This window comes from Paraburkholderia azotifigens (assembly GCF_007995085.1).
GTDB lineage: Bacteria > Pseudomonadota > Gammaproteobacteria > Burkholderiales > Burkholderiaceae > Paraburkholderia > Paraburkholderia azotifigens.
In genome coordinates this window covers 1873012-1894204 of the sequence record NZ_VOQS01000001.1, presented here as the reverse complement: position 1 = coordinate 1894204, position 21193 = coordinate 1873012, and the positions used below count along the sequence as shown (strand labels likewise).

Sequence of the window (21193 nt, the reverse complement as noted above, 5' to 3'; positions counted from 1 at the left end):
CGCAGGCAAACACAAGGATTGGCGGGGTGAGCGGCTTTCTTTTGCCTACTTTTCTTTGCCGCTGCAAAGAAAAGTAGGTGCCGCCCCGCACAGGGGCAACGCCTGAAGCACGGATACGAAACCGCGGATGCCAGCGCAGCAAAAAGCAAAAAACCAAAAAACCAAAAAATGGCGACTAGCGTCGCAGACAAAAAAACTACAGCATTGTCCTCACATGCCAAAGCTCAGGAAACAACACAACATCCAGCATCTTGCGCAGATAAGGCGCACCGCTAGTCCCCCCGTACCCTGCTTGAACCCAATAATACGTTCAACAGTAGTCACATGCCGGAACCGCCACTGCCGAAAGGCATCTTCCAGATCGACGAGTTCTTCGGCCATCTCGTACAGTTCCCAATGCTGGGACGGATTTCGATAAACCTCTAACCAGGCCGCTTCGACAGAAGCATCATGCACGGTAGGCTGAGTCCAGTCGCGCTCGAGCCGCGACGCATCAATAGCAAATCCACGCCGAGCCAACAACCGGACAACTTCATCATAGAAAGAAGGCGCCTCAAGCGCAGCCTTGACCTCAGCAAGAACGTCAGGATGATGCGCATGCGGCTTGAGCATCTGTTCATTCTTGTTCCCAAGCATGAACTCGAGCTCTCGATACTGATAAGACTGAAAGCCGGAAGAACTGCCGAGAAACGGCCGCATCGACGTATATTCGGAAGGCGTCATCGTCGACAGCACATTCCACGCTTGCACAAGCTGCTCGAGTATCCGCGACACGCGCGCCAGCATCTTGAACGCAGGCGGCAATTCATCACGATGCACGGAAGCCAGCGCCGCGCGCAACTCATACAGCGCAAGCTTCATCCATAGTTCGCTCGTCTGATGCTGAATGATGAACAGCATCTCGTTGTGATCGGGAGACAAAGGATGCTGCGCATGCAAGATCGACCCAAGCGACAGATAGTCGCCATAACTCATCGACTTCGAAAAATCGAGCTGCGCGTCGTGCCATCCACCGCCTTCATCGACAGCCATGTGGGAAGCATGCTCGGCGCGCGGCGTCTGCGTCGCGCCATGCCCGAACGGGCAGCCTTGCGCCGGCTTGTCGTCCATCATCTTCATGTGATCGGTCATCGCGCGCTCCTCAGGTCACGGCGCCGCGCGCGGCGAATTCAGGCGCACGCCAGGTCTCTTCGGCAAGCACGTGGCGCAGATGCTCGACGGCATCCCATACGTCCACATAACGCGTGTACAACGGCGTAAAGCCGAAACGCAGCACATGCGGCTCGCGATAGTCGCCGATCACGCCGCGCGCGATCAGCGCCTGCATCACTTCATAACCATGCGGATGCTCGAAGCTCGCATGCGAGCCGCGTTGCGCATGTGCGCGCGGCGTCACGAGCTCGAGTGGAAATTCCTTGCAGCGCGTCTCGACCAGATCGATGAACAGATCCGTCAGCGCGAGCGACTTCTTGCGGATCGCCTGCATGTCGGTTTGCAGGAACACGTCGAGGCCGCATTCGACGAGCGACATCGACACCATCGGCTGCGTGCCGCACAGGAAGCGGCCGATGCCGTCGTCGGCGGCATACGTCGGGTCCATCGCGAACGGCGCGCGATGTCCCCACCAGCCGGACAGCGGCTGCTCGAACTCGTTCTGATGACGATGCGGCACCCACACGAACGCGGGTGAACCGGGACCGCCGTTCAGATACTTGTACGTGCAGCCTACGGCGCAATCCGCGCCGACCCCGTTCAGGTCGACGGGCACGGCACCCGCCGAGTGCGCGAGATCCCACAGCGCGAGCGCGCCCTTGTCGTGGATCAGCTTCGTCACGGCGGCCATATCGTGCATGTAGCCCGTGCGGTAGTTCACGTGCGTGATCATCGCGACGGCGACGTCGTCGGTGAGCGCGGCGGGCAGTTCGGACGGATCGTCGATGAGTCGCAGTTCATAGCCGCGAGCAAGCTGCTTGATCAACCCTTGCGCGATGTACAGGTCGGTCGGGAAGTTCGAACGCTCCGACACGATCACGCGGCGCTTCGGATCGCGCTGGTCCTGCATGCGCAACGCCGCCGACAGCACCTTGAACAGGTTGATCGAAATCGTATCGGTGACGACGACTTCGTTGTGCGCCGCGCCGATCAGCGCGGCGAGCTTGTTGCCGAGGCGCCGCGGCAGCGAGAACCAGCCAGCCGTGTTCCAGCTGCGGATCAGGCCTTCGCCCCATTCGGCGCCGATCACGGTCTGCGCGCGCTGCGCGGCCGCGGCGGGCGGCACGCCGAGCGAATTGCCGTCCAGATAGATGACGTTCGGCGCAAGCGCGAACTGGTCGCGCAAGGGCGCGAGCGGATCGGCTGCGTCGAGCGCGAGTGCTTCTTCACGTTGATTCATCATGGTTCGTTCAGTCGAAAGAGCGTTCAGTCGGAATGCGTTTGTGCAGATAAGGCGCGCAGCACGGCGCGTACCGGGCTGGCGTCGAGCGTCGCGAGCTTGAGCGGCAACGCGATCAATTCGTAGTCGCCGGGTGCGACGGCGTCGAGCACGATGCCTTCGAGTATCGCCATCCCGTGCGCGCGGATGCGGTGATGCGCATCCATCGTTTTCGATTCCTGCGGATCGAGCGACGGCGTGTCGATGCCGATCAGTTTCACGCCGCGCGCGGCGAGCAGATCGATTGTTTCCGGCGCGACCGCGCAGAAATCGCTGTCCCAAGCCGTGGTCGGCGCTTTGAGGTAAGTGCGCAGGAGGACGCGCGGCGGAATGTCATCCAGCGCGCCGACAATGTGCTCAGGCGTCACCAGCGGCTTTGCACCGATGCAATGAATCACGCGGCAGCGGCCGAGATACGCGTCGAGCGGCACTGCGCCGATCGCGGCGCCCTCGGCGTCGTAATGAAGCGGTGCGTCGGTGTGCGCGCCCGTGTGCGGCGAGATCGTCAGCCGGGCGACGTTGACGGGCGAGCCCGCCTCCATCCGCCACACGCGCTCGATGCCGACGGGCGTGTCGCCCGGCCAGACGGGCGTCGCGGTGTCGACGGCAGGCGTGATATCCCAAAGTGTGTCCATGTCTCCCTGGTGTCGTTTGGCTGCTATGTCTCGATAATAGGCGGCATCAGACGAAATGTGCTTGCTAAAAAAACTGTTTATTTCGTCCCCTTTGGAACATAATTTGAGGCAAACGGGAAAGGGAGACCGAAAATGAACGCGATCTCACTGGACGCCACCGATTGCCGTATCTTGACGGTGCTGCAGCACGAAGGACGAATCAGCAATCTCGATCTGGCGGAGCGCATCTCGCTTTCGCCATCCGCGTGTTTACGCCGTTTGCGCCTGCTGGAAGAGCAGGGCGTGATCGAGCGTTATCGCGCATGCCTGAACCGGGAAGTGCTGGGGTTCGAACTGGAGGCGTTCGTGCAGGTATCGATGCGCAACGACCAGGAAAACTGGCACGAGCGCTTCGCCGAAGCGCTGCGCGACTGGCCGGAGGTGGTCGGCGCGTTCGTCGTGACGGGGGAAACGCACTATCTGTTGCGGGTGCTCGCCCACAATCTCAAGCACTATTCGGATTTCGTGCTTGGCCGGCTGTACAAGGCGCCGGGCGTGATGGACATCCGCTCGAACATCGTGCTGCAGACACTGAAGGAAGATTCGGGCGTGCCCGTCGCGCTGGTGACGGGCTCGAAGGTGCAGCAGCAGCCTGGCTAGAGGCGGCCCTGGCCAGCGTGCCGGAACGGAAATGTAACCGCGAAAAAGCGGCGCGCGCTCAGCCGATCCGTTTCAGCCCGTGAAAATCGCCGTTCTGGAACACGAGCGGCTCAATCTCGGCCGCCTGCTCGTGGACCCCGCAGCGCTCCACCTCGCCGACGAAAATCACGTGATCGCCCTCGTCGTAGCGGCTGCGGTTATGGCATTCGAACCACGCCAGCGCGCCGTCGAGCACGGGCATGCCCGTGTCGCCCGCCGCATGCGACACGCCTTCGAAGCGGTCGCCCTTCACCGTCGCGAAGCGCTTGCACAGGTCGAGTTGCGACGACGCCAGCACATTGACGACATAATGGCTGTTCGAGCGGAACACGGGCATCGAGGCCGAGCGCGTCGCGAGACTCCACAGCACGAGCGGCGGTGTCAGCGAGACAGAGTTGAATGAACTGGCCGTGATGCCGATCAGTGCGCCGGACGGCGCGCGTGTCGTAATGACGGTGACACCCGTCGCGAACTGGCTGAGCGCGCGGCGAAACGAGACGTCGTCGAAATTGGGCGGGTTGGCGCGCTTCATCGGCAGAGGCATTCCGGCGAACGGACCGCTTGATGAAGCGACCAGATGGAAAAATACGGTTCGAAGGTCATGTAGAAATTCGGCGAATTGTCCCAATTTTAACTGCAATCGCAGAGAGCCTGGCGCTCGCGGGCGGCGGGACAAGGGCGGCAGCGTGGTACAGATGGTGCATGCGGCCTGCGTGAATCCCCGAAAACGCGGAATATTGCGCCGGTCGGATGCGGTGAAAAGTGTCCAGGTGACTGCGGCGAGCAGTGCGGTTGTCCATGGGACGAACGTCGCGGCGAGCCATTCCAAGGAGCGAGCATGAGTCAGTCAGTCGAGACCGCCACGCTGGGCGGCGGGTGTTTCTGGTGTCTGGAGGCGGTGTATCTCGGCGTCGATGGGGTGACGTCGGTCGAATCGGGTTATGCGGGCGGACACGCCGACAACCCGTCGTACGAGCAGGTGTGCGACGGCAACACGGGGCACGCGGAAGTCGTCAAGGTCGAGTTCGATCCGGGACGCATCAGCTATCGCGAGATTCTGGATATTTTCTTCGCGATCCACGATCCGACGCAGCTTAACCGCCAGGGCAACGATGTCGGCACGCAATACCGGTCAGTGATCTTCACGCACTCGGACGCGCAGCGCGACACGGCGCTGCAGGCCATCCGCGAGATCGGCGCCGAAGGCATCTACGACGGCCAGATCGTCACGCAGGTGCTGCCGCTCGACGGCAACTACTGGGCCGCCGAGGCGTATCACCAGAACTACTTCGCGCAGCATCCGGATCAGGGTTATTGCGCGTTCGTCGTCGCGCCGAAGGTGGCGAAGTTCCGGCAGAAGTTTGCGCATCGGATCAAGGCGTGATGCAACGCTTTACGCGGCGCGAGTCTTGAGTGACTTGCGCCCGCCTTTGATTACGCGGCTTCGGCCGCGTTTTCTTTTTGTGCGCTGCGCAGCCGCTCGCACGCGGCCGCGATGTCCGCCGCGAGCTTCACGCAGGTCAGCGGGGCCGAGCCTTCGGCCTTGTTGTTCGCGGCGATCAGCACCGGCTGGCCGGCGATCGCGTAACGCGCGGCGAGTTCGGCGAGTGCCCTGCGGGTGTCGGGATCTTCGTCGACGAGCTTGTCGAACGGTTCGTACTTCGCTTTCGCCTGCTCGTACCTGAAACCGCCGTGCAGGCTCCAGCGCACGATGAGCGGGCCGGACGGCGCTTCGTCGAGCATCGCGAGCGCGGCGGCCTGGCGCGACGGATCGGGCATCCGCGCATGAATGCCGACGCAATAGCGCACGCCCGTCGCCTTCAGCGCCCGGATCAGGCGCGGTGTCAGAAGGCACGCATCGCGGATTTCGACGGCGTAACAGGTGTCGCCTTCCAGCGGCGGCAGCGCCGCGAGGAACGCCGTCAGCCGTTCGACGAATAGCGCTGGTTGCGCAAGCATCTCGTTGGGCAGCGGCGAGAACTGGAACACGAGCGCGCCCGCCTTCGCGCCGAGTCCGTCGATGCACGGCCGCACGAACTCGTCGATGGCCAGTTGCGCGTTCAGAAAGCACGGGTTGTCGGACACCGGCTCGCCGCGTTCGGCGCGCACGGTCGCGTCGGTGACGAGCGCGGGCGCCTTCACGATGAAGCGGAAATGGTCCGGCACCTGCTGCGCGTAACGCAGATAGTCGGTGACCGTGAGCGCCTGATAGAACGAGCGGTCGATGCTCACCGTGCGCAGCAGCGGATGCGCGCCATAAGCCGTCAGGCCGTCGCGCGACAGCTTGCTGTTGCTGTAGTCGTCGCCGTAGACGATGCCCTTCCAGCCTGGAAACGACCACGTCGATGTGCCGAGATGCACCTGCGGCGGCAACCGGCTGGCGAGCGTGATGAGTTCGTCGGAGGGACGCGCAGCGAGGACGTCGCGGGCGCGGCGCGTTTTCGGCGGCGCGTCGCTGGATGCGGAAGCTGGCGTATCGGAAGGGGGCGCTTCGGGAGCCGAAGCGTCAGCGGCTGTCGTCGGATCGACGGGATTGCCGAACATGTCGAGTTGCGCGGTGCCGTCCGGCGTGTCCTGTTCCATCGATACGTTGCGTGAATGAGTTTGCCGCGCCGCGCGCCATGCGCAACTGCGCGCGGCGCGGCCAAAACGGGATCACGCGATTTTACAGCGCCTTCTCGTACATATAGCGGCGCGACCACGGCAGCGTCTTTGCACTGCCGCCGGCCTTTCGGCACACCACCTGATAGATCGACACGTCGTCGTTCTCGAACGCATACGCGCAGCCCGCGAGATACACGCGCCAGATGCGGAATTTCTCGTCCTCCACAAGCGTCTTCGCTTCGGCCGCGTTGGCCTCGAAGTTCTCGGCCCAGATGTCGAGCGTGCGCGCGTAGTGGCGGCGCAGGCTTTCGATATCGAAAGCCTCGAGCCCGCCGCGCTGCATCGATTCGAGCGCGAGGCTGATGTGCGGCAGTTCGCCGTCGGGGAACACGTACCGGTCGATGAACTCGCCGCCGCCGAGCGCCGTTTCGCCGCTGTCGTAATCCGTCGACGTGATGCCGTGATTCATCGCGACGCCGTCGTCGGCGAGCAGGTCGTGGACCTTCTGGAAGTACGCCGGCAGATTCTTGCGGCCCACGTGCTCGAACATGCCCACGCTCGTAATGCGGTCGAACTGGCCTTGTACGTCACGATAGTCTTGCAGCCGGATTTCGATCTGACCTTCGAGGCCCGCGTCTTTCACGCGCTTCGTCGCGAGATCGAACTGGTTCTGCGACAGTGTCACGCCCACGCATTTCGCGCCGAACTTCTGCGCCGCGCGTAGCACGAGCGCGCCCCAGCCGCAGCCGATATCGAGCAGACTCTGGCCCGGTTGCACCTGGATCTTTGTGAGGATGTGATCGATCTTCTTGATCTGCGCGGTGGCGAGGTCTTCGTCGCCGTTCTCGAAGTACGCGCACGAGTACACCATGTTCTCGTCGAGCCACAGCTTGTAGAACTCGTTCGAGACGTCGTAGTGATACTGGATTGCCTTCTTGTCGGACGTTTTCGTGTGATTGAAATAACGCCGCACGCGCGCCAGCTTGCTCGCGCTCGTCACCGTGCTGCGCGCAAGCGAATAGCTGATGTTGATGATGTCCGACAGCTTGCCTTCGATGTCGATCTTGCCCTTCACATACGCCTCGCCGAGATTGTCGAGGCTCGGTTCGAGCAGGAGGGGCAGCGCCGACGCGCTGTTCACTTTCAGCGTGACCTGCGGCGCGGCGAACGTGCCGAAGTCATGTTCCTGGCCATCCCACAGCACGAGGCGCGCCGGAATATTGGCTTTTGCTTTTACTTCGTCTACCAACTGCGCCAGCTTCTTCTCCCAGAACATGTGATTTCTCCGTGTCCAATGAATCAAAGCAAAGCCTGTCGAATCGAAGTGCGCCGTGCGCGGGCCAGCAACAGCCCCGCGTTCGGACTTTGAGCCACGCGCACGCGATCCAGCCGTCGGCGCAACGCGTCATGCCTCCCTAAGGATGACGGGCCGCGCGCCGGCGTTTCGATGTGTCAGGGCGACAGACGGGCGATCGTCCAGTCGGCAGTTCCGCTGCGCGTGTACAGCAGCCGGTCGTGCAAACGTGAAGGCCGTCCTTGCCAGAATTCGATTGCGTCGGGAATCAGCCGATAGCCACCCCAGTGCGGCGGACGCGGCGGGTTCTCTCCGTATTGTGCGCTGAATTCACGCTCTCGCGCTTCCAGCATGGCACGGCTTTCAATCACCTTGCTCTGCTCCGATGCCCATGCGCCGATGCGCGAGCCGAGCGGACGCGATGCAAAGTATTGGTCGCTTTCTGCGTCGCTTGTCTTGACGACCGTGCCCTCGATGCGCACCTGACGCTCGAGTTCGATCCAGTAGAAGAGAAGGCTTGCATGGGGGTTTTGCGCGAGCTCCTGGCCTTTGCGGCTCTCATAGTTCGTAAAGAACACGAAGCCGCGCTCGTCGACACCCTTGATCAGCACGATGCGCGCCGAAGGCCGGCCGCGCGAGTCGACCGTCGCAAGCGTCATCGTGTTCGGTTCGGGGAGCTGCGCGTCGATGGCCTGCTTGAACCATATGTCGAACTGGCCGAACGGATTCGGATCGACGTCGGCGATGTCCAGCGAACCGAGCGAATAGTTTTTGCGGAGGTCGGCAAGAGTGCTCATATTTTTATGCATGCGCTACAGTGGGGCCAGTATAGCGAAGGACAAACTTTTCTGCGTTGAGGCGGACGGTGTCCGGTGCACGATATCCGGCGAGCTTGCCGCGAACCGCGAACCGCGGGCGCATGCACGGGCGATCAGGCAAAATACGGGCTTGAATGCACGCAGACCCACACATCATGTCCACGCCTCTTGTCACCGGGCAATCCGATCTTACTACTGACCACGGCGCGCATGAAACCGCCGACCGCGCCCGCCGCTTCGGGGGCGTTGCGCGTCTGTACGGCGCGGGCGCGCTCGCGGCTTTCGAAGGCGCACACGTCGCCGTCATCGGCATCGGCGGCGTCGGCTCGTGGGCCGCGGAAGCGTTAGCGCGCACGGCGATCGGCACGATCACGCTGATCGATCTCGACAACGTCGCCGAGAGCAATACGAACCGGCAGATCCACGCGCTCGACGGCAACTATGGCAAACCGAAGGTCGATGCGATGGCCGAGCGCATCCGGCTGATCGATCCGCAGTGCGACGTGCGCGTGATCGAAGATTTCATCGAGCCGGACAACTTCGACAAGGTGTTGGGCGCCGGCTTCGATTTCGTGGTCGATGCGATCGACAGCGTGCGCACGAAGACGGCGCTGATCGCATGGTGCGTCGAGCATCAGCAGCCGCTGATCACGGTCGGCGGCGCGGGCGGCCAGCTCGATCCGACGCGTATCCGCATCGACGATCTCGCGCAGACCATTCAGGATCCGCTGCTGTCGAAAGTGCGCGGGCAGTTGCGCAAGCATCACGGCTTTCCGCGTGGACCGAAAGCGAAATTCAAGGTGAGCGCGGTGTATTCGGACGAGCCGCTGATTTACCCCGAAGCGGCCGTGTGCGATATCGACGAGGAAGCCGAACACGTCACGACTTCGCCCGGTCATCATGGTCCCGTGGGCTTGAACTGCGCGGGTTTCGGATCGAGCGTGTGCGTGACGGCGAGTTTCGGTTTTGCGGCTGTGTCGTACGTGCTGCGCGCGCTGGCGAAACAGGCGGCCTGAGGCACGGATCGCAATCATCCGAAAAAAAACGCGGCACGTGGCCGCGTTTTTTCATGCTCGAGTGTGCACGCTCAGTTCAACGACGCACTCAGCCTGCGACGCCATTTCGCTACCAGCTCCGGCTGATGCGCAACGAGATCGAACACGGACAGCATCGTCTTGCGTCCAATATCTTCACGGAACGTGCGGTCGCGCTGCACGATCGCCAGCAGATGCTCGAGCGCGGCGTCGTACTTGCGATGCGCGATCAGCGCGCTGGCCAGATCGAAGCGCGCTTCGAGGTCGTCGGGATTGTCGGCGACACGCGCTTCGAGCGCGCCCGTGGGCGGCAGGTCGGCGGCGGCATCGACGGCATCGAGCCGCGTCTTGATCGCGTTGTAGCGCGCGTCGATGCCCTGCGTGGTTTTGGGCGACAGCAGATCGTTTTCGTTCTGCGCTTCGTCAGCGCGGTTGTCTTCGAGCAGCAGTTCCATCAGATCGAGGCGCGCTTCGTCGAAGCCGGGATCATAGGCGAGCGCCGCTTTCAACGCGTTGTACGCGTCCTCGCGACGGCCTTCGGCAATTGCGATCGACGCTTCCGCGCGCGCGGCTTCCGCGCCGTCGGGTACGAGTCGGTCGAGGAACTGGCGCAACTGGCCTTCGGGCAGCACGCCGATGAACTGATCGACGGGCCGTCCGTCTGCGAACGCGACCACGTGCGGGATGCTGCGCACCTGGAAGTGCGCGGCGAGTTCCTGGTTTTCGTCGACGTTCACCTTCACGAGACGCCATTTGCCTTCGTACTCTGCTTCGAGTTTTTCGAGCATCGGGCCGAGCGTCTTGCACGGTCCGCACCACGGCGCCCAGAAGTCGACGAGTACGGGCGCGAGCATCGATGCGCTGATGACGTCCTTTTCGAAAGTGGCGAGAGTGGTGTCCATTGCTATCTCTTCCTTGAACGGTAGGCGTAATAGTTGGGGGCGGCGCGTGCCGTTTCAATGCGGGCGGTGATGTCCCGCCGTGGCGTGGATGCCGTCCAGTCTAGCGCGGCTTGCGCTCGGGCAACGGGATCCATTCCGTCTCGCCGGGCACCTTGCCCATTTCCTGGTTCGTCCACGCGAGCTTGGCCTGCTCGATCTTTTCGCGCGAACTCGCGACGAAATTCCATTCGATGAAGCGTTCGCCTTCGAGTTTCTCGCCGCCCAGCAGCATGACCGTCGCGCCTTTCGCGCTGGCGAGCGTGATGGTTTCGCCGGGTGTCAGCACGGCCATCGTGGCGGCTTCGAGCGGCTCGCCATCGAGCGAGAGGTCGCCTTCGACCAGATACACGCCGCGTTCTTCATGCTCGGGTTCGAGCGCGAGCACGCTGCCGGGCGAAAAGTGGGCGGCAGCATACAGCGTGCCCGAGAAGGTGTGCGCCGGCGCCGTCTTGCCGAACGACGACCCTGCGATGATGCGCAGCGTCACGCCGTTGCGCTCGATTTCAGGCAGCGTCGCGCCAGCGTGATGCTCGAACGAAGGCTCCGCGTCTTCGTCGGCGAGGGGCAGCGCGACCCACGTCTGGATGCCGTGCACCTTCGAGCCGTTCGTGCGCTCCGGCTCGGGCGTGCGTTCCGAGTGGACGATGCCGCGGCCGGCCGTCATCCAGTTGACGTCGCCGGGGACGATCTTCTGTTCGGAACCGAGACTGTCGCGATGCATGATCGCGCCTTCGAACAGATACGTGACGGTCGCGAGGCCGATATGCGGATGCGGGCGCACGTCGAGGCCGGTGCCGGCTGGCAACGTGGCAGGGCCCATGTGATCGAAGAAGATGAATGGGCCGACGAGACGCGCGGCCATCGCGGGCAGCACGCGCCGCACGGCCAGATTGCCGATGTCGCGGACGTGGGGCTTGAGAACCGCTTTGATCGATGAGGACATGACAGGCTCGGCTGGTGGGGACAGGACGGGTCATTCTACTGCCCGCGACGATCGTCTGCGCCTGAAGGCGCGAGGGACGGAAATGCCAGGGTTGTATTGGCGGGCGGCGCGTCCGCGGTGGCTCCGGTAAACTTTCGGGTTCAAAGACAAGCAAAAACAGGAGTGCAGATGTCACCGAAAGACCTGCTGCTGGCGCTGGTCGTCGTCGTTGCGTGGGGAGTGAACTTTGTCGTGATCAAGGTCGGCTTGCACGGTGTGCCGCCGATGCTGCTCGGCGCGTTGCGCTTCATGCTCGCCGCGTTCCCGGCGGTGTTCTTCATCAGGCGGCCGCAGATGCCATGGCGTTGGCTTTTTGCCTATGGCGCGACGATCTCGCTCGGGCAGTTCGCGTTCCTGTTCTCTGCGATGTATGTCGGCATGCCGGCCGGTCTTGCGTCGCTGGTGCTGCAGGCGCAGGCGTTTTTTACGCTCGCGTTTGCGGCGCTCTTCCTGCATGAGCGCTTTCGCGCGCAGAACGTGCTCGGGCTGGCGATCGCGGCCGTTGGTCTTGCTGTGATCGGCCTGCAGGGCGGCCACGCGATGACGCTTGCCGGCTTCATCCTCACGCTGTGTGCGGCCGTGATGTGGGCGCTCGGCAACATTGTCACGAAGAAGGTCGGGAAGGTCGATCTGGTCGGGCTCGTTGTGTGGGGCAGTCTGGTTCCGCCTGTGCCGTTCTTCGTGCTGTCGTATGTGTTCGAAGGGCCGGCGCGGATCGAGGCGGCCGTGACGGGGATCGGGGCGTCGTCGGTGTTCGCGATCGTTTATCTCGCGTTTGTTGCCACCCTGCTGGGTTATGGCTTGTGGAGCCGGTTGTTGTCGCGGTATCCGGCAGGGCAGGTCGCGCCTTTTTCGTTACTCGTGCCGATTGTTGGGCTTGCTTCTGCTTCCTTGTTTCTTCGGGAGTCTTTGTCTGGTGCCCAGATTGCAGGCGCTGTTCTCGTGATGGGCGGTCTTGCTGTTAATGTTTTTGGTGGGTGGGTTTTGCAGAGGTTTTCGCTAGCGAGGTAAGGTTTTTTTTGTCTGCGACGCTAGTCGCCATTATTTGGTTTTTTGCTGCGCTGGCATCCGCGAATTCGTATCGGTGCCTCATGCGTTGCCCCTGTGCGGGGCAGCACCTACTTTTCTTTGCAGCGGCAAAGAAAAGTAGGCAAAAGAAAGCCGCTCACACCGCCAATCCTTGTGTTTGCCTGCGGGCCCCCCACGGGTCCCGCACTCCAGACGGCATCACGCTATTTGTCGATGGTTGCCAGCGCCTCTAACAAGCGCCTCACCCACTCCAGTCACCCGTAGCGCAGCCAGCGGCAGCGATCCGTCTGCGCCGCCCAGGTGGCAAACTGTGTGTAGTGTGTCGCACCTTACGCGTTGGCGCTTCTACGACACCGATCCCGCTTTTCAGTCCGGAGTGGTGCACTTCCGTCGCGACGGCCTACACACAGTTTGCCACCTGGGCGGCCGTGGACTTCCGGGTAACGCGGTCTGTGACGTGGGACTGTGAAGCGGGTGAGGCGTGGGTTAGCACGCTGGCAACGGGCGTAAGACAGTGCGATGTCGTGTGGAGTGCGGGACCCGTGGGGGCCCGCAGGCAAAAACTAGCATTCGCGGTGTTAGCCCGCTTTCTTTGCTTACTTTCTTTGCGGCGGCAAAGAAAGTAAGTGCCGCCCCGCACAGGGGCAACGCGTGATCTACGACACGAAATCGCGGATGCGAGCCACGAATTCGCGGATGCCAGCGCAGCAAAAAGCAAAAAGCAAAGAACAGCGACTAGCGTCGCAGACAAAAAAAACGGCTAAGTCATCCGACTCTTGGCCAGCGGCGGATTAGCCGCAAAATACCGCTTGATCCCACTCATAATGGCATTAGCCATCTTGTCCCGATACGCGTCGTCATTCAAACGACGCTCCTCCTCGGGGTTACTGATAAACGCAGTCTCGACGAGAATCGACGGAATATCCGGCGCCTTCAGCACGGCAAACCCGGCCTGTTCGACAGAGCCCTTGTGCAAGCGATTGATCCCGCCAATCTCCTTCAGCACGAACGTGCCATATCGCATGGAGTCGCGAATCTGCGCCGTCGTCGACATGTCGAACAGCGCGCGATTCACGCTGGCATCGGCGGACTTGATGTTGATGCCGCCGATCTGATCCGACGAGTTCTCCTTGTTCGCCATCCAGCGCGCGGCCGCGCTCGATGCGCCATGCTCCGATAGCGCGAACACCGACGAGCCGCTCGCTTCCGGCGTCGTGAACGCGTCCGCGTGAATCGACACGAACAGGTCCGCGCCTACGCGCCGCGCCTTCTGCACGCGCACGTTCAGCGGCACGAAGAAGTCGGCGTCGCGCGTCATCATCGCGCGCATGTTCGGCTGCGCGTCGATCTTCGCGCGAAGCTTCTTCGCGATGTCGAGCGCGACGTGCTTTTCGTACGTGCCGCTGCCGCCGATCGCGCCCGGGTCTTCGCCGCCATGCCCCGGATCGATCGCGACCGTGAGCAGACGCACCGTGTTGCTGCCTTTCTTCGGCGCGGTGAACTTGTATTCGTCGTTGCCGTCGCTGTCCGCATCGTTGTCGTTGTTGCGCGCAATGACGGGCGGCACGGGTGCCGGCGTCGGCTTCGCCGGTACGTGCGGCGCAGGCGCCGGCGCGCTATGAACGGGCGGATGCGGCACGGGCGAAGCGGGCGAGGGCGCGTTGTTCTGCGCGTACTTCTCGAAGAACGCGTCGCTGCTGTCGGCGGGCGGCGTGGTCGGACCGCTGAGCGTCGCGGCGGGCGGCGCGGTGTTTTCCTTCAGCTGCTGTTCCTTACGCTCGGTCTGCGCGAGCAGATCCATCAGGGGGTCCGGCGCCACGGCGGGATACAGGTCGAACACGAGCCGGTACTTGTACGTGCCGACGGGCGGCAGCGTGAATACCTGAGGCTTCACCGAACCCTTCAGGTCGAACACCATCCGCACGACATGCGGCTGATACTGACCGACTCGCACCGATTGAATCTGCGGATCGTTCGGTGCGATCTTCGAGACGAGATCCTTCAGCGCCTGGTCGAGATCGAGACCGTTCAGGTCGACCACCAGCCGGTCCGGACCTTGCAGCAACTGCTGCGTGTTCTGCAGCGGCTGGTCGGACTCGATGGTCACGCGCGTGTAGTCGCGCGCGGGCCACACGCGCACGCCGAGCACCGACGATGCAAACGCGAGGCGCGGCGAAAGGCCGAGGACGAGCGTGGAAGCGCCCGCGCGAAGAATCTGCCGGCGCCGCCAGTTATGCGTCGCGGTGGCCGCCGATTCGATCGAGCGGAACGGTTTGATCAACATCTTTCGAGACATGCCTTTCCTGGTTCGCTATACGCCCGGGCGATCAGCATGCGGCCATCGCCGTCGACGTCGAGCGAGAAGACGAGATCCGGCACGCCCAGCAGGCTGCCCGCGCGTTGCGGCCATTCGACGAGGCAGATTGCGCCGCTGTCGAAGTACTCGCGAAAGCCTGCATCGGCCCATTCGGCCGGATCGTTGAAACGGTAAAGATCGAAGTGATACAGCTCGAGTTCCCCATCCGGCCTTTTAACCGCATAAGGTTCGACGAGCGTATAGGTCGGGCTGCGTACGCGGCCCGTGTGTCCGAGGGCGCGCAGCGTGGCGCGCACGAGTGTCGTTTTGCCGGCGCCCAGGTCGCCGTGCAACTGCACCTGGAGGCCGTTGAATGCATGCGGGCCTGTTGCCTTCGCTTCGGTGCGCACGCTGTCGATCGCTTGCGCGAAGCGCCCGCCGAATGCCGTGGTCGCGGCTTCGTCCGCGAGCGCGAACTGGCGCTCCAGCAGGACGGCGGCGGAAGGTCGATTCGCGGGACCGGTGTGATCGGGCATTCTCGTAAAATGGCGTAATGAACCAAGGCCAGCAGCATCCCACGCCGGATCCGCAAGAGGACCCAAAGCGCGATCCGCATTCGTCGCCCCGTGCGACGGATGACGAAGCACCCGTCACGCGTCGTTTCGATGAAGCGCAACTGGCTGCGCTCGCCTCGCGCATCCGTGAATGGGGACGCGAACTGGGTTTCGGCGCAGTCGGCATCAGCGACATCGATCTGTCGCACGCCGAAGCAGGGCTTGCAGCCTGGCTCGACGCGGGTTGCCACGGCGAGATGGATTATATGGCCAAACATGGGATGAAACGTGCACGGCCAGCCGAGCTTGTGGCCGGCACGCGACGCGTGATCTCGGTTCGCATGGCCTATTTGCCCGCCCATCTGCCCGCCCATTTGCACGCGCATCCGACCGATTCGACGGATGCGAGAAAGGCCGCTGAAAGTGTCGTGTCCGACGTTCAGCACGATTGGCGGCTCGAAGAGCGCGCGCGTCTCGACGATCCATCGGCCGCCGTCGTTTCGATCTATGCGCGCGGCCGCGACTATCACAAGGTGATGCGCAACCGCCTGCAGCAACTGGCCGAGCGGATCGAGGGCGAGATCGGCCCGTACGGCTATCGCGTGTTTACCGACTCTGCGCCCGTGCTCGAAGTCGAGCTTGCGCAAAAGGCGGGCACGGGCTGGCGCGGCAAGCACACGCTGCTGCTGCAGCGGGACGCGGGCTCGCTGTTCTTCCTCGGCGAAATCTTCGTCGACCTGCCTCTGCCGACGGATGCCGAGACCTCGCCGGAAAGCGCGCCCGAAAAGTCCGGCGCCCACTGCGGCAGCTGCACGCGCTGCATCGGCGCATGTCCGACGGGGGCGATCGTCGGGCCGTATCAGGTCGACGCGCGGCGCTGCATTTCCTATCTGACGATCGAACTGAAGGGCAGTATTCCCCAGGACTTGCGGCCGCTGATCGGTAATCGTGTATATGGATGCGACGATTGCCAGCTCGCGTGTCCGTGGAACAAGTTCGCGCAGGCCGCGCCCGTCGCCGATTTCGACGTGCGTCACGGACTGGATCGCGCGTCGCTGGTCGAACTGTTCGGCTGGAGCGCCGCCGATTTCGACACGCGCATGCAAGGCAGTGCGATCCGCCGGATCGGCTACGAATGCTGGCTGCGTAATATCGCGGTCGGTATGGGCAATGCGTTGCGGGCCGCGCGCGACGCGCTGTCCGCCGACGCGCGCGCCGCGATCGTCGATGCATTGCGCAAGCGGGCCGACGATCCTTCGCCGCTGGTGCGAGAGCATGTCGAATGGGCGCTCGAAGCGGCCTGAGCGGGTATCCAGCAAAAGAGGTGAGTACATCATGTTCAACGCAGTGATCGATGCGCCGTTCGGGAAGATCGGTGTGCGGCTCGAAGGCGAGACCGTGCGCGAGATCGTCTATCTGCCCGACTCGGTGGCGAGCGTCGAACCCGATTCGCTGCTCGCGAAGCAGGCTGTCGAGCAGATCGGGCAGTACTTGCAGCAGGCATCGGCGCGCTTCGATCTGCCGCTCGCCGACGTCGGCACGCCGTTCCAGCGACGCGTGTGGAAAGCGATCCGCGAGATCCCGCCCGGCGTCGTGATGACCTACGGTCAACTGGCGAAGAGCATCGGCAGCGTGCCGCGCGCCGTCGGCCAGGCGTGCGGGTCGAACTTCTTTCCGATCGTGATTCCGTGCCACCGCGTGGTCGGCTCGGGCGGCATCGGCGGCTTTGCGCATACGGGCGGCGACGGCTACTATCGCAACGTCAAACGCTGGCTACTGAAACATGAGGGCGTACCTTACGCATGACTGATGTGCTGACCGAAGACGCGCAGCCCGCGTCGCCTTTGCTGCTGACGAGCGGCGCGTCGATCGATGCCTTCTGCGACGCGCTGTGGCTCGAGCACGGCCTCGCGCGCAATACGCTCGATGCGTACCGGCGCGACTTGCGGCTCTTTTCCGAATGGCTCGCAGATCGGCGCGATGCGTCGCTCGATACCGCGAGCGAAGCCGATTTGACCGCCTACAGCGCGGCGCGCTCCGCTGACAAGTCGACCTCGGCGAACCGGCGTCTGTCCGTGTTTCGCCGCTACTACGCGTGGGCGGTGCGCGAGCATCGTGCGTCCGCCGATCCGACCTTGCGCATCCGGTCGGCCAGGCAGGCGCCGCGTTTTCCGTCGACGTTGACGGAAGCGCAGGTCGAAGCGCTGCTCGGTGCCCCCGATGTCACCGCGCCGCTCGGTCTGCGCGACCGCACGATGCTCGAACTGATGTACGCGAGCGGCTTGCGCGTGAGCGAACTGGTCACGTTGAAAACGGTGGAAGTCGGGTTGAACGAAGGTGTCGTGCGCGTGATGGGCAAGGGCTCGAAGGAGCGTCTGATTCCATTCGGCGAAGAGGCGCACGGCTGGATCGAACGCTATCTGCGCGAGTCGCGCCCCGCGTTGCTCGGCCAGCGTTCCGCCGACGCGCTGTTCGTCACCGCGCGCGCCGAAGGCATGACGCGTCAGCAGTTCTGGAACATCATCAAGCGTCACGCGCTGACGGCACACGTGCACGCGCCGCTGTCGCCGCATACGCTGCGTCACGCGTTCGCGACGCATCTGCTGAATCACGGCGCGGACCTGCGCGTCGTGCAACTGCTGCTCGGCCACACCGATATCTCGACCACGCAGATCTACACGCACGTTGCACGCGAGCGGCTCAAGTCGCTGCACGCGACGCATCATCCGCGCGGCTGATGGCTGCGCGAAGTGGTGCGCGCGCTGTTCGCGTGTTGTTCGTCGCTTCGTTCGTGCGGTTCAGGCCAGATCGCGCAGCCGGTGCTTGAGAATCTTGCCCGTCGATGCCGCGGGCAACGCCGCGAGCACCTTGATTTCGGCGGGCCGCTTGTAGGGCGCAAGGCGCGCTTCGCACCACGCGGCGAGGTCGGCGGGCGTGGCGATCGCGCCGCCCGTCAGTTCGACGAACGCCACGACTTCCTCGTTGCCCGCGACCGCGCGACCGATCACGGCTGACTGCACGACATCGGGATGCGCGTTCAGCACATGCTCGACCTCCGCCGGATATACGTTGAAGCCCGAGCGGATGATCAGTTCCTTGCTGCGCCCGGCGATGTGCAGCGCGCCGTCCGCGTCCCGGCGCGCGAGATCGCCTGTCTTGAGCCAACCGTCTTCGGTGACTGCGGCGTGCGTCTGCTGCGGATTGCGGTAGTAACCGAGCATCACGTTCGGCCCGCGTACCCAGAGTTCACCCACTTCTCCCTGCGCGACGTCGACGCCGTCCAGTCCGACGAATCGCACATCGATGCCCGGAATCGGCTGACCGACAGAGCAGTCGGTGCGCGGCGACTCGATCATCGTTTGGGACACGGTCGGGCTGCTTTCGGTCATGCCGTAGCCGTTGTGCAGCGTGACCCCGTAAACACTTTCGACGCGCGACTTCAAGGCGGCGTCGAGCGGCGAACCGCCGGAATAGGCGAAGCGCAGACACGGCGCGGACCACGGCAGGTTCCTTACCTGCAGGTATTCGAGCAGCCTGGCGTGCATCGCGGGTACGCCCTGGAAGATCGACACGCGTTCTTCGGCGAGCGCACGCTGCACGGCGTCAGGCGAGTAGCGCGGCGCGAGCCTCAGCGTTGCGCCCGCATAAAGACTGCCGAGGCACACCGACGCGAGACCGTACACGTGAGAGATGGGCAGCACCGCGTAGACGACGTCGTCGGCATCGACGCGCCTGAGCGTGCTGGAGATCGCCGCGATGAACAGCAGGTTGCGGTGCGAGAGCATTACGCCTTTGGGCGAGCCCGTCGTTCCCGTCGTGTAGATCAGTGCGGCACATTGGCGGGCGCTTGCGGCTTCGACAGGTTCCGCTTGCGCTTCATCGTCGAGCGCGTAAGACCATGCGCCGATGTCCACAGTTATCCGGCGCGCAGCCCGCGCGCCGTGGCGTTCGGCGTGCAGCCGCGCATCGGGCGAAGCATCGACGGCGTACGCGGTCAGGCGCGGTTGCGCATGCGCGCGGATCGTGTCGAGTTCCGCCGCAGAGAGCCGCGCATTCGACATCAACGCCCAGGCATCGAGCTTCGCAGCCGCGAACATCAGCACGACCTGCACGACGCTGTTCTCCGCGACGATCATCACGCGGTCGCCGGCGCGCACGCCCTGTTCGGCGAGCAGCGCGGCGACGGCATTCACGGCATCCACGAGTTGCGCGCGCGTGAGACGCCGTCCGTCTTCGATCAGGGCGGGATGCTGCGGGTCGCGTGCGGCGATCCGCTCCGGAATCCCGGAGATACGTTCGGGGAGAGCGGCGAGCAGCGCGGCTACGTCGACCAGTTGCGCGACCGGTTGCGGGACTGATTGCAAGACGGACTGCGCGTCGGACTGCGAGCCGTCAGGCGAGTGCTGGGCTGTATTCAACGAGGTCTCCTTTGACGACGGGCGTTTACGCTTCAACGTTTTCCGAACGATCGTCCCATACTCCCGAGGCTCGCACAATTGGCCATTCGGCCAATGGCAACGCCGCCGGGCGGACATTACAATGCGCCGATGAGCAAATCCAGACATGTTTCCGAAACGCCTGCCACGCAGTTTTTGCGCCGCCACAAGGTCGAGTTCGGCGAGCATCCGTACGACTATGTCGATCATGGCGGCACGGAAGAATCCGCACGCCAGCTCGGCGTCGACGAGCATCACGTCGTCAAGACGCTGGTGATGGAAGACGAGCACGCGAAGCCGCTGATCGTGCTGATGCACGGCGACCGCACGGTATCGACGAAGAACCTCGCACGGCAGATCGGCGCGAAACGCGTCGAACCGTGCAAGCCGGAGGTCGCGAGCCGGCACTCGGGTTACATGATAGGCGGCACGTCGCCGTTCGGCACGAAGAAGGCGATGCCCGTGTACGTCGAGTCGACCATACTCGAGATGGACCGGATCTATATCAATGGCGGGCGGCGCGGCTTTCTGGTGAGCATCGCGCCTCGCGTATTGACGTCGCTGCTGGCCGCGAAGCCGGTGCAGTGCGCGAGCGTCGATTGACGGCCCTGGCTGTTGCGCATGCCCGGCGCACTACGTATGTAAAAGCACGTGAAGGGTTCGGTAGAATGTGCGCCGTTGCGCCGGCGCGAGCTGCGTCGACGCGTCTCGCGCATACGGCACATGGAGACCAGCATCGCCTGGTGCGCTTTCCGATACTGACAAGAGTTTCAACATGGAAAACCTGATTGTCGCCGTCGTGGCCTATCTGATCGGCTCGGTGTCGTTTGCCGTGATCGTCAGCGCCGCGATGGGACTGGCCGATCCGCGCTCGTACGGCTCGAAGAACCCCGGCGCGACCAACGTGCTGCGAAGCGGCAACAAGAAGGCCGCGATTCTCACGCTGGTCGGCGATGCGTTCAAAGGCTGGCTCGCCGTCTGGCTCACGGGCCATTTCTCGGCGCACTTCGGACTCGATGACACGTCGGTCGCGATTGCCGCGATCGCCGTGTTCCTCGGCCACCTCTATCCGATCTTTTTCCGCTTCAAGGGCGGCAAGGGCGTGGCGACGGCGGCGGGCGTGCTGCTCGCGATCAATCCCATTCTCGGTATCGCGACGCTGCTGACCTGGCTGATCGTCGCGTTCTTCACGCGCTATTCGTCGCTGGCTGCGCTGTGCGCGGCGATCTTCGCGCCGCTGTTCGACGGTTTTCTGTTCGGCGCGAACGTGATCGCGCTGTCCATCGTCGCGATGAGCGCGCTGCTGATCTGGCGTCACCGCGCGAACATCGCGAAGCTGGTGGCAGGGCAGGAAAGCCGTATCGGCGACAAGAAGAAGGCGGGAGCGGCGGCGTCGAACAAGCACTGAAGCCGCGGCGGCGTTTTACATCAGGTTGTCGCGCGCCGGCCAGCGGCCTCGCG

At 63.5% G+C, this 21193-nt stretch carries 20 protein-coding genes and 1 pseudogene; 9 read left to right on the top strand and 12 right to left on the bottom strand.

The features are described 5' to 3' along the window. Nucleotides 1–196: 196 nt before the first annotated feature. From kynA to kynB, 3 genes and pseudogenes are all read right to left on the bottom strand, one after another. Nucleotides 197–1131, bottom strand: a pseudogene (gene kynA, locus FRZ40_RS08440) (tryptophan 2,3-dioxygenase). Nucleotides 1132–1141: 10 nt separating this feature from the next. Further along, entirely contained in the window at nt 1142–2392 is a 1251-nt protein-coding gene (kynU, locus tag FRZ40_RS08435) for a kynureninase (protein WP_147234795.1), read from the bottom strand. Between the two features lie 26 nt (nt 2393–2418). Continuing rightward, nucleotides 2419–3066, bottom strand: coding sequence for an arylformamidase (gene kynB, locus FRZ40_RS08430; RefSeq protein ID WP_028364568.1), 648 nt, complete (start codon nt 3064–3066; stop codon nt 2419–2421). A 132-nt stretch (nt 3067–3198) separates the two neighbouring features. Here kynB and FRZ40_RS08425 point away from each other — a divergent pair, with 132 nt between their 5' ends. Continuing rightward, complete coding sequence (locus FRZ40_RS08425; protein ID WP_028364569.1) at nt 3199–3705, top strand: Lrp/AsnC family transcriptional regulator; 507 nt, start codon at nt 3199–3201, stop codon at nt 3703–3705. Nucleotides 3706–3763: 58 nt separating this feature from the next. On the opposite strand, the gene FRZ40_RS08420 is transcribed toward FRZ40_RS08425, so the two are convergent. Then, nucleotides 3764–4276 (bottom strand): flavin reductase family protein, encoded by a 513-nt coding sequence (locus FRZ40_RS08420; protein WP_028364570.1) that lies wholly within the window; start codon nt 4274–4276, stop codon nt 3764–3766. Nucleotides 4277–4582: 306 nt separating this feature from the next. Here FRZ40_RS08420 and msrA point away from each other — a divergent pair, with 306 nt between their 5' ends. Further along, nucleotides 4583–5128, top strand: a complete 546-nt coding sequence (gene msrA, locus FRZ40_RS08415) for a peptide-methionine (S)-S-oxide reductase MsrA (RefSeq protein WP_028364571.1) — start codon at nt 4583–4585, stop codon at nt 5126–5128. Between the two features lie 50 nt (nt 5129–5178). Here msrA and FRZ40_RS08410 read toward each other — a convergent pair whose 3' ends face one another. The 3 genes from FRZ40_RS08410 to pdxH all read right to left on the bottom strand — a co-directional run bounded on the left by FRZ40_RS08410 (nt 5179) and on the right by pdxH (nt 8439). Next, a complete protein-coding gene (locus tag FRZ40_RS08410) occupies nt 5179–6327 on the bottom strand; it encodes a DUF72 domain-containing protein (protein ID WP_147233848.1) in 1149 nt (382 codons plus the stop codon). An 82-nt stretch (nt 6328–6409) separates the two neighbouring features. Then, entirely contained in the window at nt 6410–7624 is a 1215-nt protein-coding gene (locus FRZ40_RS08405) for an SAM-dependent methyltransferase (RefSeq protein WP_028364573.1), read from the bottom strand. A gap of 176 nt (nt 7625–7800) precedes the next feature. Beyond that, nucleotides 7801–8439 (bottom strand): pyridoxamine 5'-phosphate oxidase, encoded by a 639-nt coding sequence (gene pdxH / locus FRZ40_RS08400; protein WP_028364574.1) that lies wholly within the window; start codon nt 8437–8439, stop codon nt 7801–7803. A gap of 176 nt (nt 8440–8615) precedes the next feature. Here pdxH and tcdA point away from each other — a divergent pair, with 176 nt between their 5' ends. Beyond that, nucleotides 8616–9476 (top strand): tRNA cyclic N6-threonylcarbamoyladenosine(37) synthase TcdA, encoded by an 861-nt coding sequence (tcdA, locus tag FRZ40_RS08395; protein WP_028364575.1) that lies wholly within the window; start codon nt 8616–8618, stop codon nt 9474–9476. A 71-nt stretch (nt 9477–9547) separates the two neighbouring features. Here tcdA and trxA read toward each other — a convergent pair whose 3' ends face one another. After that, entirely contained in the window at nt 9548–10396 is an 849-nt protein-coding gene (gene trxA / locus FRZ40_RS08390; RefSeq protein ID WP_028364576.1) for a thioredoxin, read from the bottom strand. A 100-nt stretch (nt 10397–10496) separates the two neighbouring features. Next, nucleotides 10497–11378, bottom strand: a complete 882-nt coding sequence (locus FRZ40_RS08385) for a pirin family protein (protein ID WP_147233847.1) — start codon at nt 11376–11378, stop codon at nt 10497–10499. A gap of 168 nt (nt 11379–11546) precedes the next feature. On the opposite strand from FRZ40_RS08385, the gene FRZ40_RS08380 reads away from it, so the two are divergent. After that, nucleotides 11547–12428, top strand: a complete 882-nt coding sequence (locus FRZ40_RS08380) for an EamA family transporter (protein WP_147233846.1) — start codon at nt 11547–11549, stop codon at nt 12426–12428. A 778-nt stretch (nt 12429–13206) separates the two neighbouring features. Here the strand turns inward: FRZ40_RS08380 and FRZ40_RS08375 are convergent. Further along, entirely contained in the window at nt 13207–14742 is a 1536-nt protein-coding gene (locus FRZ40_RS08375) for an N-acetylmuramoyl-L-alanine amidase (RefSeq protein ID WP_147233845.1), read from the bottom strand. After that, nucleotides 14724–15278: a tRNA (adenosine(37)-N6)-threonylcarbamoyltransferase complex ATPase subunit type 1 TsaE gene (tsaE, locus tag FRZ40_RS08370; RefSeq protein ID WP_028364580.1), complete on the bottom strand. Its 555-nt coding sequence runs from the start codon at nt 15276–15278 to the stop codon at nt 14724–14726. The genes FRZ40_RS08375 and tsaE overlap by 19 nt, the downstream gene beginning before the upstream one ends. Before the next feature lie 17 nt (nt 15279–15295). Here tsaE and queG point away from each other — a divergent pair, with 17 nt between their 5' ends. From queG to xerD, 3 genes are read left to right on the top strand one after another with little or no spacing between them, the layout of a single operon-like run. Further along, nucleotides 15296–16600, top strand: coding sequence for a tRNA epoxyqueuosine(34) reductase QueG (queG, locus tag FRZ40_RS08365; protein ID WP_147233844.1), 1305 nt, complete (start codon nt 15296–15298; stop codon nt 16598–16600). 31 nt (nt 16601–16631) lie between these two features. Further along, nucleotides 16632–17102 (top strand): methylated-DNA--[protein]-cysteine S-methyltransferase, encoded by a 471-nt coding sequence (locus FRZ40_RS08360; protein ID WP_147233843.1) that lies wholly within the window; start codon nt 16632–16634, stop codon nt 17100–17102. Beyond that, entirely contained in the window at nt 17099–18034 is a 936-nt protein-coding gene (gene xerD, locus FRZ40_RS08355; protein ID WP_147233842.1) for a site-specific tyrosine recombinase XerD, read from the top strand. The genes FRZ40_RS08360 and xerD overlap by 4 nt, the downstream gene beginning before the upstream one ends. 60 nt (nt 18035–18094) lie before the next feature. Here the strand turns inward: xerD and FRZ40_RS08350 are convergent, their stop codons facing one another. Beyond that, nucleotides 18095–19861 (bottom strand): class I adenylate-forming enzyme family protein, encoded by a 1767-nt coding sequence (locus FRZ40_RS08350; RefSeq protein ID WP_240057122.1) that lies wholly within the window; start codon nt 19859–19861, stop codon nt 18095–18097. On the opposite strand from FRZ40_RS08350, the gene ybaK reads away from it, so the two are divergent. Then, entirely contained in the window at nt 19844–20335 is a 492-nt protein-coding gene (ybaK, locus tag FRZ40_RS08345; protein ID WP_028364585.1) for a Cys-tRNA(Pro) deacylase, read from the top strand. The two genes, FRZ40_RS08350 and ybaK, sit on opposite strands and share 18 nt — an antisense overlap. Nucleotides 20336–20507: 172 nt before the next feature. Then, nucleotides 20508–21140, top strand: a complete 633-nt coding sequence (plsY, locus tag FRZ40_RS08340; RefSeq protein WP_028364586.1) for a glycerol-3-phosphate 1-O-acyltransferase PlsY — start codon at nt 20508–20510, stop codon at nt 21138–21140. The last annotated feature ends 53 nt before the right edge of the window (nt 21141–21193 follow it).

Bases quoted from the DNA above. Each gene is read 5' to 3' on its own strand.
- kynU (WP_147234795.1), bottom strand. From the start codon at position 2,392: ATGAATCAACGTGAAGAAGCACTCGCGCTCGACGCAGCCGATCCGCTC.
- kynB (WP_028364568.1), bottom strand. From the start codon at position 3,066: ATGGACACACTTTGGGATATCACGCCTGCCGTCGACACCGCGACGCCC.
- FRZ40_RS08425 (WP_028364569.1), top strand. From the start codon at position 3,199: ATGAACGCGATCTCACTGGACGCCACCGATTGCCGTATCTTGACGGTG.
- FRZ40_RS08420 (WP_028364570.1), bottom strand. From the start codon at position 4,276: ATGAAGCGCGCCAACCCGCCCAATTTCGACGACGTCTCGTTTCGCCGC.
- msrA (WP_028364571.1), top strand. From the start codon at position 4,583: ATGAGTCAGTCAGTCGAGACCGCCACGCTGGGCGGCGGGTGTTTCTGG.
- FRZ40_RS08410 (WP_147233848.1), bottom strand. From the start codon at position 6,327: ATGGAACAGGACACGCCGGACGGCACCGCGCAACTCGACATGTTCGGC.
- FRZ40_RS08405 (WP_028364573.1), bottom strand. From the start codon at position 7,624: ATGTTCTGGGAGAAGAAGCTGGCGCAGTTGGTAGACGAAGTAAAAGCA.
- pdxH (WP_028364574.1), bottom strand. From the start codon at position 8,439: ATGAGCACTCTTGCCGACCTCCGCAAAAACTATTCGCTCGGTTCGCTG.
- tcdA (WP_028364575.1), top strand. From the start codon at position 8,616: ATGTCCACGCCTCTTGTCACCGGGCAATCCGATCTTACTACTGACCAC.
- trxA (WP_028364576.1), bottom strand. From the start codon at position 10,396: ATGGACACCACTCTCGCCACTTTCGAAAAGGACGTCATCAGCGCATCG.
- FRZ40_RS08385 (WP_147233847.1), bottom strand. From the start codon at position 11,378: ATGTCCTCATCGATCAAAGCGGTTCTCAAGCCCCACGTCCGCGACATC.
- FRZ40_RS08380 (WP_147233846.1), top strand. From the start codon at position 11,547: ATGTCACCGAAAGACCTGCTGCTGGCGCTGGTCGTCGTCGTTGCGTGG.
- FRZ40_RS08375 (WP_147233845.1), bottom strand. From the start codon at position 14,742: ATGTCTCGAAAGATGTTGATCAAACCGTTCCGCTCGATCGAATCGGCG.
- tsaE (WP_028364580.1), bottom strand. From the start codon at position 15,278: ATGCCCGATCACACCGGTCCCGCGAATCGACCTTCCGCCGCCGTCCTG.
- queG (WP_147233844.1), top strand. From the start codon at position 15,296: ATGAACCAAGGCCAGCAGCATCCCACGCCGGATCCGCAAGAGGACCCA.
- FRZ40_RS08360 (WP_147233843.1), top strand. From the start codon at position 16,632: ATGTTCAACGCAGTGATCGATGCGCCGTTCGGGAAGATCGGTGTGCGG.
- xerD (WP_147233842.1), top strand. From the start codon at position 17,099: ATGACTGATGTGCTGACCGAAGACGCGCAGCCCGCGTCGCCTTTGCTG.
- ybaK (WP_028364585.1), top strand. From the start codon at position 19,844: ATGAGCAAATCCAGACATGTTTCCGAAACGCCTGCCACGCAGTTTTTG.
- FRZ40_RS08350 (WP_240057122.1), bottom strand. From the start codon at position 19,861: ATGTCTGGATTTGCTCATCGGCGCATTGTAATGTCCGCCCGGCGGCGT.
- plsY (WP_028364586.1), top strand. From the start codon at position 20,508: ATGGAAAACCTGATTGTCGCCGTCGTGGCCTATCTGATCGGCTCGGTG.